The following is a 12,359-nucleotide window of genomic DNA, read 5'->3' as shown; positions in this document are numbered from 1 at the left end:
CCGTCAATCGGAGCCGACCTTGTCGAGGAGACGAATCTTGAAAAACAATGTGTCCCGCCCCTCGCCCGTCCCGGCTGTTCCGCCGTTAGTGTCCGACCGTGTCAGAATTGCGCGCGTCCTGTGCATCTTTTTCATGATGTTCGTCCACGTGCAGCCGGGCATCATGGAGAATATCCAGGACCGCGATACCGCCGTCTTCGATTTTGTCTATTTCGCCTTCACGCGCCTTCTGGGTTTGAGCTCGGTTTCGCTGCTCAGCGTGGTGTCAGGTTATTTCATCGTCGCCAGTCTGCTCAAGACTGATCCGATGGCGCTGGCGCGGTCGAAGTTCAAGACATTGATCGTGCCGCTCGCGGCCTGGAACCTCGTCATGCTGGCGCTGCTGGTCGCCTACGGTTTGATGACCGACAAATGGCAAGACATGCCGGACCCGACGCTGCTCGGCCGGGCGAACGCACTGTTTGCCGTCACTGCGTGGCCCCTCGACGTGCCCTTGTGGTTTCTGCGCGACCTGTTCATCTGCTGCCTCCTGGCGCCGCTGCTTTATCAAGGGCTGAAGCACTTCGCGCTGCCGACCCTGGTCCTGCTCGTCGTCTACACGCTGTTTGGTGAAGATCTCTATCTGCTGCAGCGACCGCAGCTTCTGTTGTTCTTCTCCCTCGGCATGTGGCTGCGCATTGCCGGGACCAACGCGGCAACCATCGACAGGCTGTCCTTGTTTCTGGCGGCCGGCCTTGCCGTGATGATTGCGATCTTCATCGCCATCCGCGTCCAGAACATCCTGATCAGCGAGATGAACGATCAGCTGCGCATCACCCTCGACACGCTGTTGCGCATCACCATGGCCGGCGGCTTCTGGGTGATCACCGGCCTGATCCGGCATTCCGGGTTCGCTGCAACCTTCATGCGACTGGAGCCATACTCCTTCGTGCTGTTCTGCAGTCACGCCATCCTGTTCAATTTTGCCGGCATCGTTTTCCGGCGTTTCTTCGGCGACTACGGCTCGAACCTGTTTCCGATCACCTTCTTCACATTGCCGCTTCTGGCGATCCTGTGCGCTGTCATCGGCCTGCAGATGATCCGCCGTTCGCCGCCGCTGCTGTTCCTGCTCAATGCCGGCCACAGCGTGCCGCCATGGCGAAAGGTCGAAGCGATCGAGGAGAGAGAAAAGGCGGGCGATCACCGCCGCGCTGGCGTCTGATATAAGATGATTGGAATAGTCATGTTTTGTTGTTATAGAACCCGCGGAAGAAGGTCCGGATAAACACCTCCCGTGGTAGAAATAACAACGCTTTACGAAACCGAACATGATCGGCTTCGCTCATATGTAAGGCGCATGGTCCGTAATCCCCATACGGCCGAAGATCTGGTGCAGCAGGCGTTCGCGAACCTGATCGGCCGTGGCGGCAAGTCAAGACCGCCCGACGCCGCATATGTCATGCGAGCGGTTCGAAATCTGGCCCTCAATTATCTACGAGACTCGCGGCGGCGGGCAGAGATCGAGACATTTTGTGCCACGGCGGACAACATCGCGGAAACGAAACCTTCGCCGGAGATGGTGGCGCTCTATCGCAGTGAACTCCGCAGGCTTCTGGAGGCCATCACCCAACTGCCCAAACGTCGCCGGCAAGCTTTCCTGCTCAACAGGATCGAGGGCCTTTCCTACAACGAAATCGCCGACCGCATGAAAATTTCCCGGAATACCGTGATCACGCAGGTGGTTGCTGCCATGGCTGAACTCGATCGCCGCCTGGGTTCGGAATAACTGCCTTTGATTGGTCTCCCTCTCCAGGGTGTCCTATACACCAGAGGACACGCGAACTCATAAGACCCAGCGGGCGGGGCGAAGCAGATCAAAGCCGGGAAGACAGGCTGCTTATGCAGGGCGACGAGTCCGATCCGATCTACATAGAAGCGTTGGAATGGTTCGTTCGGATGAAGGACGAGCCTGTCAGCGAGGAGGATCGGCTTGCCTTTGAAACTTGGCTGGCCATCTCCCCATCCCATCCGGCTTTCTACGACCGCGCCCGAACCTTGTGGGACCGCTTCGACATCGTGAAGCCGGAATACGATCGGCTGCGGCCATCGGAGCGCGTCCATCGCCGAAATTTCCTGATTGGTGGTCTCGTGGCACTCATTGCCGCGCCAACTGCATACGTCCTCAATCGACCGGATCTGTTCGCTGGATTCACGACGGATATTGCTGAACGCCGCTCGTTCACCCTGCCCGATGGCAGCGCTGTTGAACTCGGCAGCTATTCCGCCCTGTCGCTTCAGTTCACCGACGCTGAGCGGCGTCTCATCCTGCACAGAGGCCAGGCGTTCTTTCAGGTGGCGCCTGACAGAAATCGGCCTTTCGTCGTTCAGGCGGATATGGGAGACATCCAGGCGCTCGGAACGGCGTTCGATGTCAAGATGTTGCTCGATCTTGTCACCGTATCGGTTGTCGAGCACTCGGTGGCGATCAAGGCGTCCGGAACAGACCCCGTTGTTGTCGAGTCGGGCTGGCAAGTAAGCTATGGTGACAACGGCATCCTGCCGGCGACGCAAATCGACGTGCCCCTCGTACAGGCCTGGCGGCACGACCGCATTGTTTTCGAAGACGCCCCCCTTCGTCAGGTTCTTGCCGAGCTGGAGCGTTACCGTCGCGGCAAGATCATTCTCATGGACAACTCCATCGGTGACATTCCGGTGACGGCAGTTTTCGATACCCGTCACGCCGAAAATGTCCTTCGGACCATCGCGGAAACCCTGCCGATCAGGGTTTTGAACACGGATGGCTACATCGCCGTCGTCTATCGTCGATGACGCCGGCGTCAGGAGAAAACCTGGACGCGCCTATTTGCCGATAGCGGCATCCCGGGATTGGGGCTGCCGGCAGAGGCGGTCCTGGGCAGGATCACTGGCGTCCGGTATTCCGGGTCTGGAATGATGGAGCATCTTAGTCCGAAGAAGCGTTCGATCGCGGTCTCCGTCAGAAGATCCCAAGGACTTCCCTGATCGACGACTGTTCCCCGATTGACGATGACGAGATTGCTTGCGTAACGGGCCGCGAGAGTAAGATCATGCATGATAGCGATTACCGTTTTGCCGGCAGACACAAGACCGCTGCAAATTTCCAGAATTTCGATCTGGTGCGAAAGGTCGAGATATGTGGTTGGTTCATCCAGAAGAAGGATATTGGTGCCCTGAGCGAGAAGCATGGCCAGCGATACTCTCTGTTTTTGCCCACCCGACAGCTGGTTAACCGGATTCTGTGCGATCGATAGTGTCGAAGTCACCACCATGGCTTCCTCCACGGCCACCGTATCGTTGGCAGACCAGGGTCGAAACCATCCGTGATGAGGATGGCGCCCACGCCGGACCAGTTCCAGCGGTGTCGCTCCATCCGGGAATTGTGTCTGTTGCGGCAGCAACCCAACCCTCTTTGCAAACAGGCCACGCTCGAACTGCCTGATATCCCTGCCGTCGAGAAATGCCCGTCCCGAAGAGGGCGGGAGAAGCTTCGCCAGACATCGCAGCAAGGTGGACTTGCCGGATGCATTCGGCCCGATAATCGCGGAAAAGGCCCCGCGCGGAAAATGCACATTGACGTCGCGCAGAACCGGAGTGCCGCCGGGGGCAGCAAAAAGAGCCTCGGTATGAAGGGCTGGAGAAATAGCATTCACGCCAGTGCTCCTTTGCCATTTCGCCTGCTCCAGAGCAGCACGACGAAATAGACGCCTCCCAACGCGGCGGTCATTGCTCCTGTGGGGATGATGCGGGGCAGAAAAAAAAGCCGGCCGGCAAGATCGCTGCTCAACAGGAACACCGCGCCGAACAACGCGGAGGCAAGCAGCGGAATTGATGCGCCGCCGATCAGCCAAAGGGCCACGCGCGGCGCGATCAACGCCACGAACCCGACCGGGCCAGCCACAAAGGTCGCAACGGCAGTCAGAGCCAGTCCGACCAGGCCAATCTTCAGCTGCGTGGCAGCGACGTTTTCGCCGAGGCTGGCGGCCCTGTCGTCGCCCAGTTCAAGGATACGCAAGGCGCGCGCGCAGGCCAGCGCCGCAGGCAGCAGCAGACACAGCATCAGGCCGCCCAAGGCAAGCTTGGTGCCATCCACGCCATTCAACGAGCCCGCTTTCCAGCTCGCTGCCGCCAGTGCCGTATCGAGTTGCGCGGTCATGACGACCCAGTCGTTCAACGCCATGAAGAACGCGCTAACGGCTATGCCGATCAGAATGATGCGCCCCGTGCTGCCGTTCCGGAAGCCGGAGAGACCATAGATCAGCACACCTGCCAGCAGTCCACCCGCCAGACTTGCGCCAGCGACAGTCATCTCGGAAGCACCGGCCACCATAGCCAGCAGCGCACCGCTGAAGGCGCCGGAATCGAAGCCTATAATATCGGGACTTCCCAGCGGGTTGCGCAACAATGTCTGGAACAGTGCCCCTGCCATGCCGAGCGCCATTCCGGCAAGTATCGCGGCAGCGATGCGCGGCGCCCGCCATTCCACCACGACGAGCCTGATGCGTGGCTCGCCTTCGCCGAACAGGGCGATCGCCACCTGACGCAGGCTGACCGGCAGCGTCCCCGTCGCAAGGGCCACGATGGCCAGCCCCAGGACTGCGGCAATGAAAAACGCCGCCCATCCCGCCTTGCGCAGGAAATCCTGTGAAAAATGCCCTTCGGCAGGCTGTCCCATCGTCCGCCCTCTACGCGCGCAGCGATAGCTGCTGCCTGCGCGCCACCAAAATGAGGAATGGCGCGCCCAGCGCGGCGATCACCACGCTTATGGGAATTTCGTTCGGTGCGGCGGCCGTGCGCGCAACAGTATCCGCCAGGATGACCAGCTCGGCGCCAATGAATGCCGCGACGGCAAGCATGACGCCTTCGCCTGCATGCACTGCCCGCCGCGCAACGTGCGGCGCCGCAAGCCCGATGAAGGCGATGGGTCCGCTGGTTGCCGTCGAACTTCCTGCAAGCAGCATGACGGCTATGAGACTTATGAACCTGGTCCTGTTTACCGATATCCCGAGCGAGGTTGCTCGATCCTCGCCGAGGGCGATCAGGCCGATGCGTGGCGCCAGCCATATCGCCAGGAGAAAGCCGACGCCGAACATCCAGATCGAGTTCATGACGTTTTCGGGCGTCGCTGCAGCCAATGAGGCGGCGCGCCAGGTCCGGACGAGGTCGAAACGTTCCGGATCGGCCAGGGCAATCGCCTGTGTAAGGCCGAAGCAAAAGGCGCCAACGGCGATTCCGGCCAGCGTCAGGCGCATCGGGGTGGGGAGACCCGCCAGAGCCTGCACAGCGAAGGCAGCAAGACCCGCGCCGACGGCCGCGAGCCAGAAGGGAGAAGAAATGACGTCGGTTCCCAGAATGCCGGTTCCGATGACGATCACCAGTGCCGCTCCGGCATTGATGCCAAGCAGGCCGGGATCCCCGAGGGGATTGCGGGTGACGGATTGTATGATGCTGCCCGACACCGCCAGCGCAGCGCCCACCAGTGCCGCAATCGCGACGCGGGGCACTCTTATGTCCCAGACAATGAGCAGCGCTTCATCGTCGCCTCGGCCTCGCAACGCTTCGAGAACAGCCCCGAGAGGCAGGTTGCGGGCCCCGGTGGAGAGGCCGATCAGGGCCGTCGCCGCCAGAACGAGGCCGAGACCGAGGAAGACCAGGATCACCCGGAGGTTTGTCCCGTCAAACGACCTCATCGCATCTGTCCTCTGGCAAGAAGACCGCGCCAGCCTTCGGCCAGATAACGTGCGGTGTATACCGAACCGAACACGCAATTTCCCTTCACGACGTGAATTCGGTCCGCACGGACGGCTGGCAACCGTTGCCACAATGGCTCCGCCGACAATGCGCGCGTCGCGCCATTGCCAAAATCGATCAGCAAGATCGCGTCAACGTCGCCAAAGACTTTCCCGAAACACTCCAGTGTCACCTCGCCATTGCGGCCGAGCCGGTCCGCGCCGATTTCGCGTCCGCCCAGTTCCGAAAGGACCTGCGCCGGCATGACGAGGCCATAGCTCGTGCCTTGGCTGCAGACCATTGCGCGGCGTCTGACGGGATCGTAGTAGAGCGCAGCGAAATGCAGGTGCGCCAGCGCAGCGGCGTGGGCTCTCCGGATATCCTCGATCAGGCTGCCGTGTTCGCGCAGGCGCTGCTGCACCATTGGCGTCTTGCCAAGCCAGTCCCCGAGGCGGTGTAGGTTGATCTGCCACGTTTGAAGGTGATTGGAAGGCAGGACCGGCGCGATGGATGACAGCCGGGCCAGCGGCCACCAGTCGGAATTTGGCGATGAGTCCGGGCACAAAATCAGGTCCGGCGCCAACATCAGTATCTGCTCGAGGTCCGGTGGCGCTGTCAGCATCGGCACGCTGTCGGGCACAGGAACCCAAGGCCGGGCGCGGCTGTGGCTATAACCTATCACCGGCAGATCCAGGGCCAGCGCCGATTCCAGACTGATGCGGGAATCGATCGCCAATACGCGTTGCGGATGAGCCGGAATGTCCACATGCCCCAGAGATGTCTCGACGTTCCGCCACTCGTTCGAGGCGTATGATGCTGTCGTGGACAGGGCGATGGACGCCCCACCTGCCAGGAACGCGCGTCGCGAGAGATGAGGCATCGACGGGCGGCTACGTCAAAACTTGAAGGTCGTCGAAATGGTCAAGGCGCGCGGCGCGCTCGGGTAGAGCAGATTGTAACCGGGGAAAGTGCTCCAGTATGCTTCGTTGAAAACGTTTGTGAGATTTGCCTGGAAGATGATCGGCTGAGCGTTTGCCCGCTCCCAGGTGTAGCGTGCGCCAAGGTCGACGGTGTTCCACCCGGAGATTTTTTGCATGTTGGCCGCATCGACATAGGATGATCCCGACGAGTTCATGCGTGCCGACAACGTCAGGTTGGGAAGGAAGCTTGGATCCCATTCTATTCCGAGCGCAACGGTGTAATCCGGCGCGCCGGCGGCCTTCCTTCCATCATAAAGACCGTTCGCCGTCTTTGTCGCCTTGGTGTCGAGAAGGACAAGCCCACCGAGAACGCGAAGCGATGGCGTGATCTCGCCTGCAACGTTGAATTCAACGCCGCGATAGACGGTTTCGCCGTCGGCCGTGAATGTGTTCTTGGCGCTGTTGGCGATACCGGAAGCCTGCGTGGTCTGGAAAACGCTCAGTGTCGTAAGAACATTGCCCCAATCGATCTTGACGCCGGCCTCGTATTGCTCCGTCACATAGGGAGACAGGACTTCGCCGCGATTGGAATAGGTGTCTGGCACGGTCTGGCCAGCACTGAGACCCTCGATATAGCTTGCATAGATAGTGGTGTTGTCCCACGGCTTCACGGCAAGACCGATGACGGGTGTCAGGGCGTCGCTTTCATACGAGCCCGTTTGGGCTCCGGTCACGACGTTGAAATTCTCGACCTCGACATATTGCTTGCGCAGCCCCAGCGTCAGCTGAAGCCTTTCATCGAATACGGAAAGCGTGTCGGAAAGCGCCAGGCTGGTGAAGGTCGTCTTGCTTTGCGGACCTATCGGCGTATCGATGATGGTCGGCGCAGGCGCAAAGACCGGGTTGTAGATATTGGATTGTGTCACCGACAGAATGCTCGTGGCCGCCGAATTCCGGTCAGCGCGGTAGCCATTCACCGAAAGCGTGATCTCATGCGAAACGGCACCTGTGTCCAGATTGGCGCGCAGGCCGGCTTCACCAGAACGACGGTGAATATCGATCAGATAGCGACGGCCGGTTGCGGTGAAGTTGCCATTGGGCATAAGACCGGTGCCGGCCTCGACCGCCTGATCCCAATCCATCGAACTCAGACCGCCCTTGGCGTACACGTTGAGACTGTCGGAAATGTCCAACTCAGCCGAAACAGCGCCATATCTGTCGGTAAAGTCGCTGTAATTCCATGGCGACACCCAACCTTTTTCGGGCTTTGGTGGACGCGCCAACGGAACACCGGCCGCGGCAATCACGGTATTGTTCATTCGCTCGGTGTTGAGCACCTGCTGACCGAGATCCACGGCAAATCGAAACCTCTCGCCCTTGTAGTCAAGCGCAAGTGTTCCATTCGCCAATTCTTGCGCCTGGTCTGAAATCGACGTGTCGCCGTTGCGATACAGGATGTTGGCGCGTGCGCCCCATTCCTTGCCGTCGCCGAAACGGCGCCCGATATCGAGATGTCCGCCGAACTGGCTGTCGGTGGCGTAGGTAGTGGTAAATTGCGTCAGAGGCGTATCCTCGGCGCGTTTGGGCACGAGATTGATCACGCCGCCAACACCGCTTGGCGAAAGACCGCCAAGGAAGGCACCTGGTCCTTTCAGGACCTCAACACGTTCGATGCCCGCAAGAGTGGTCTGGCCGTTCGGCGCCACGCCAAACAGTCCGTTATACGCAAGGGCCCCGTTGCCGACCTGGACACCACGTATGATGAAATAATTGCTGTTGCCGACATTGGTAGGCTCAACATTGCTGATGGCCGGATCGTTTTTCACGACATCGGCAACGGATTGCGAATTCTGGTTTTCAATCAATTTCGACGTGTAGCTCGTGACGGTGAACGGCGTGCTCATAACGTCGCGATTGCCGAGAACACCGAGCGCTGCTCCGGTCGCGATCTGACCCCCAGCGTAAACGGGAGGCGCGTTCCAGTTATCGATGCGTTCGAGGAGGATCGGGTCGAGCAGCGTCGACTTATCCGCGGCAACGTCGCCATTGCCGGCCACCGGGTTTGGCCCGCTGATCGTTACGACATTGCTGCTGATGCGGTGGCTAAGGCCGGATCCAGCAAGCAACTGCGCAATCGCCTCGTTGCGGGTAAAGAATCCTCGCAAGCCAGGAGAGTTTTTCCCCCGCACAAGGTTGGCATCGAAGAAAAGCTGAACGCCGGCCACACCGGAATAGGCTATGAGCGCCTTCGACAAGGATTGAGATGGAATGTTGAAAGAAATCCTTCCGGGGCGAGACGTCGTCTCGGCCGACTGCGCATAAGCAGGGACTGAACAAGGCATGCTCGCGACAAGAGCCGTCCATATCGCCAGAGACGGAAGCAAAGCTGTTTTAGGCTTCCGCTCGTTGCCTTCGCTCGCGCGGCGATGAATGTCCCTGTGTCCCGACGCCCGTTCGGCCTGCATTGCCCGATCCCCGTATCAAAGAGCCCGCGAAGCGGGTTCCGATGTCCCTACGAGAGCCGTTCGCCGAACGCGCCCTCATAATGTTAGACACCCGAGAACGCCCAGCTAATGATCGAAGAAAGCGAAGTTCCAGGTGTTCCGCATCGTGGGGCCTTGTCGTCCTGTCTCCGATAAATTCGTGCTTCCCTGGAAGAAGCGACCTGCGCTTTCGCGCGAAGTGGGCGCGGCCTGGTCATTGAATCGAAAAAGCCGGAGAGCGTCGGAAGGGCTGTCGCGTCACAGCCGGACCGCTGGCGCTTGTGGGCGCTATTGCAGCTTTTTGCTGCTCAGCGCAGCTGCAGCCTCCCGTCATGGCGAAAGGTCGAGCCAGACGAACAGGGGAACACCAATCGTCGCCGTGCTGACGCCTGATCTGAAGGTCGGGATCACGCCGCCTTTCTGCGGAAGGGCGGCGTGATCGATATTCAGACGTCCGCCCGGAACGTCTGGCGCTGGGTGCCGAGGCCCTCGATACCGAGTTCGACGACGTCGCCGTCTTTCAGGTAGCGCGGCGGCTTCATGCCCATGCCGACGCCTGGCGGCGTGCCGGTGGAGATGATGTCGCCGGGATGCAGGCTCATGAACTGTGACAGGTAGGAAACCAGGAAAGCCACGCCATAGACCATCGTCCGGGTCGAACCGTTCTGCATCGTCTCGCCATTGACGGTGAGCCACATCTTGAGATCCTGCGGATCCTTGACCTCGTCCCTGGTCACCAGCCATGGCCCGGTCGGGCCGAAGGTGTCGCAGCTCTTGCCCTTGGTCCATTGTCCGGAGCGCTCGGTCTGGAACGCCCGCTCCGACACGTCGTGGGCGACGCAGTAGCCGGCGACATAATCCAGCGCCTCGGCTTCGGAGACATATTTGGCGGTTCTGCCGATGACGACGCCGAGTTCGACTTCCCAGTCGGTCTTGAGCGATCCGCGCGGGATGAGGACGTCGTCATCCGGTCCGACGATGGCCGAGGTGGCCTTCATGAACACCACCGGCTCTGGTGGCACCTGCAGGCCGGATTCGGCGGCATGGTCGGCATAGTTGAGACCGATGCAGATGAACTTTCCCGTGCCGGCGACGCAGGCACCGAAGCGCGGCTTGCCGGAGACGGCCGGCAGGGCCTTCGCATCGAGCCTGGCAAGGCTGGCGAGCGACGCCGGATCCAGGGCCTTGCCGCCGATGTCGGCGACGTGGCCGGACAGATCGCGGATGGTGCCGTCCGCATCGACGAGACCGGGCTTTTCGGCGCCGGCGGCGCCATAGCGAACAAGTTTCATACAGTCCTCCAGTTCAATCCCAATGGTTACAGCGTCCAGCCGCCATCGATGGCGTATGCCTGGCCGGTGGTGTAGGTGGCGCCGGCGAGATGCACCGCGAGCGCTGCGATTTCTTCCGGCGTGCCGAGCCGGCCGGTGGGTTGGCGGGCAAGAAAAGCGGCGCGCGCATCTTCATAGTTGCCCTGTGCACGCATGCGTCCCTCCAAGGATGGGCTGTCGACGGTACCGGGACAGATGGCGTTGCAGCGGATGCCCTTGGTGATGAAATCCGCAGCCACTGCCTTGGTGAGCCCGATCACCGCCGCCTTGGTAAGGCCGTAGACGAAGCGATTGGGGACGCCCTTGATGCTCGAAGCCACTGACGACATGTTGATGATGACACCGTCACCGCGCTCGATCATGCCTGGCAGCACGGCCTGTATGGTGCGCACCATCGCCTTGACGTTGAGATCGAAGGCAAAGTCGAGATCGCCGTCCTTCATCTCCAGCACCGATCCGGAATGGACGAAGCCGGCGCAATTGAACAGCACGTCGACGCGACCGATCTTCGCGAAGACCTGCTTGACCGCCGCATCGTCGAGGACGTCAAGTTTGCGGACCTGAACGCCCTTTGTCCTGGCCAGTTCGACGAGCAGCGGTTCGTTGATGTCGGTGGCCACGACACTCGCTCCCGCCTCGGCGAAAGCAATTGCACTCGCTCGCCCGATACCTTGTGCGGCCGCGGTCACGACCACGGTCTTGCCGTCGAGTGAACCCATCGTCTTCCTCCTCGATGCAGGCGCGGCTTGGCTTTGGGTCGCCTTCGCGCCGGGGCCGCACCTTAGAGCAATTTCGGGAGAAGTGCGCAGCGCTTTTTCGTCCGAAATTGCGTGAAAACAAAGAATTAGAGCGTTTCCACGTTTCCGCCAGTAACGGAAATGCTCCAGGGAAGGGCAGTTGCCTTGACCACCACGTCTTGCCGCCGGTGCGGCAAAAAAGCTTCCCGCCAAGAAGCATTTCCTTCCCGCCGGAATGATGCTCTCATGGTCGAAGCAGGGCGTGCTTTCGCCGCCGCATTCAGGGAAGCTCCATGATCTTCGACACCCATCTGCACCTGATCGACAGGCAGGCGTTGCATTACCCCTGGCTCAGCAGCGTGCCGGCGCTCAACCGCGACTTTCTGCATGAACAATACGCGCTCGAGGCCCGTCGTGCGGGCATCGAAGGCGCATTCCACATGGAGGTGGATGTCCACCCGAACGACATCGAAGCGGAAACCGCCCATGTGAAGGCCCTGGCGACGAACGCGGACAGTCTGGTGCGCGGCGCCATCGCTTCCTGCCGGCCGGAAGAGAGCGGTTTTCCAGCCTATCTTGACCGCGTCCGCAGCGAGCCATTCGTCAAGGGCTTCCGCCGCGTGCTGCATGTCGTGCCGGATGATGTCTCCGAAGGCGCCTTGTTTCGCGAAAACATCCGACGGATCGGCGGCGGCCTCACCTTCGATCTTTGCGTGCTGCCGCACCAGATCCCCAAGGCCATCGCTCTGATCGACCTCGCGCCCGAGACGACATTCGTGCTCGACCATTGCGGGGTACCGGACATCAAGGGCGGGATCGAGCATCCCTGGCGCGAGCATATCGCCGAGATTTCCCGTCGGCCGAATGTGGTGGCCAAGATCTCGGGCATCGTCGCCTACGCAAATCCGGATGAATGGTCCGTCGAGACGCTGCGGCCTTATGCGGAGCACGTCATCACAAGCTTCGGCTGGGATCGCGTGGTTTGGGGCAGCGATTGGCCGGTCTGCACGCTGGGCGGAGGGCTTTCGACCTGGGTCGCTGCCACGCACGCCTTGCTGGCGGGCACGAGCATAGACGAGCGGTCGCAGCTGCTCTCAGCCAATGCGAAACGCCTCTGGCGCGTCTAGAGCGTTTCCGTTTTTC

The 12,359-nt window shown here is 60.7% G+C and carries 11 protein-coding genes; 4 read left to right on the top strand and 7 right to left on the bottom strand.

The genetic code is table 11. The features are described from left to right. Window positions 1–49: 49 nt before the first annotated feature. The 3 genes from C1M53_RS12825 to C1M53_RS12815 all read left to right on the top strand — a co-directional run bounded on the left by C1M53_RS12825 (window position 50) and on the right by C1M53_RS12815 (window position 2,808). The gene (locus C1M53_RS12825; protein ID WP_281040932.1) at window positions 50–1,201 is read left to right on the top strand and encodes an acyltransferase; all 1,152 of its coding nucleotides are present in this window, start codon (window positions 50–52) and stop codon (window positions 1,199–1,201) included. Window positions 1,202–1,273: 72 nt separating this feature from the next. Further along, window positions 1,274–1,765: a sigma-70 family RNA polymerase sigma factor gene (locus tag C1M53_RS12820; protein WP_129412596.1), complete on the top strand. Its 492-nt coding sequence runs from the start codon at window positions 1,274–1,276 to the stop codon at window positions 1,763–1,765. 113 nt (window positions 1,766–1,878) lie between these two features. Then, entirely contained in the window at window positions 1,879–2,808 is a 930-nt protein-coding gene (locus C1M53_RS12815; RefSeq protein WP_129412595.1) for a FecR family protein, read from the top strand. 8 nt (window positions 2,809–2,816) lie between these two features. Here the strand turns inward: C1M53_RS12815 and C1M53_RS12810 are convergent, their stop codons facing one another. From C1M53_RS12810 to C1M53_RS12780, 7 genes are all read right to left on the bottom strand, one after another. Further along, window positions 2,817–3,668, bottom strand: a complete 852-nt coding sequence (locus tag C1M53_RS12810; protein WP_245488534.1) for an ABC transporter ATP-binding protein — start codon at window positions 3,666–3,668, stop codon at window positions 2,817–2,819. Next, window positions 3,665–4,690, bottom strand: coding sequence for an iron chelate uptake ABC transporter family permease subunit (locus C1M53_RS12805; protein ID WP_129412594.1), 1,026 nt, complete (start codon window positions 4,688–4,690; stop codon window positions 3,665–3,667). The genes C1M53_RS12810 and C1M53_RS12805 overlap by 4 nt, the downstream gene beginning before the upstream one ends. Before the next feature lie 10 nt (window positions 4,691–4,700). After that, window positions 4,701–5,705, bottom strand: a complete 1,005-nt coding sequence (locus C1M53_RS12800; protein WP_129412593.1) for an iron ABC transporter permease — start codon at window positions 5,703–5,705, stop codon at window positions 4,701–4,703. Next, the gene (locus C1M53_RS12795; RefSeq protein ID WP_129412592.1) at window positions 5,702–6,511 is read right to left on the bottom strand and encodes an ABC transporter substrate-binding protein; all 810 of its coding nucleotides are present in this window, start codon (window positions 6,509–6,511) and stop codon (window positions 5,702–5,704) included. Before C1M53_RS12795 ends, C1M53_RS12800 begins: the two co-directional genes overlap by 4 nt. Before the next feature lie 129 nt (window positions 6,512–6,640). Next, on the bottom strand, window positions 6,641–9,130 hold the full coding sequence (locus C1M53_RS12790; RefSeq protein ID WP_129412591.1) for a TonB-dependent receptor: 2,490 nt from the start codon (window positions 9,128–9,130) through the stop codon (window positions 6,641–6,643). Between the two features lie 464 nt (window positions 9,131–9,594). Next, a complete protein-coding gene (locus tag C1M53_RS12785) occupies window positions 9,595–10,440 on the bottom strand; it encodes a fumarylacetoacetate hydrolase family protein (protein WP_129412590.1) in 846 nt (281 codons plus the stop codon). A 26-nt stretch (window positions 10,441–10,466) separates the two neighbouring features. Beyond that, a complete protein-coding gene (locus C1M53_RS12780; RefSeq protein ID WP_129412589.1) occupies window positions 10,467–11,198 on the bottom strand; it encodes an SDR family oxidoreductase in 732 nt (243 codons plus the stop codon). Window positions 11,199–11,509: 311 nt separating this feature from the next. Between C1M53_RS12780 and C1M53_RS12775 the strand changes: the two genes are divergently transcribed. Further along, entirely contained in the window at window positions 11,510–12,343 is an 834-nt protein-coding gene (locus C1M53_RS12775; RefSeq protein ID WP_129412588.1) for an amidohydrolase, read from the top strand. Window positions 12,344–12,359 lie beyond the last annotated feature (16 nt).

This window comes from Mesorhizobium sp. Pch-S (assembly GCF_004136315.1).
Classification (GTDB): domain Bacteria; phylum Pseudomonadota; class Alphaproteobacteria; order Rhizobiales; family Rhizobiaceae; genus Mesorhizobium.
This window is presented reverse-complemented; position numbering and strand designations above follow the sequence as displayed.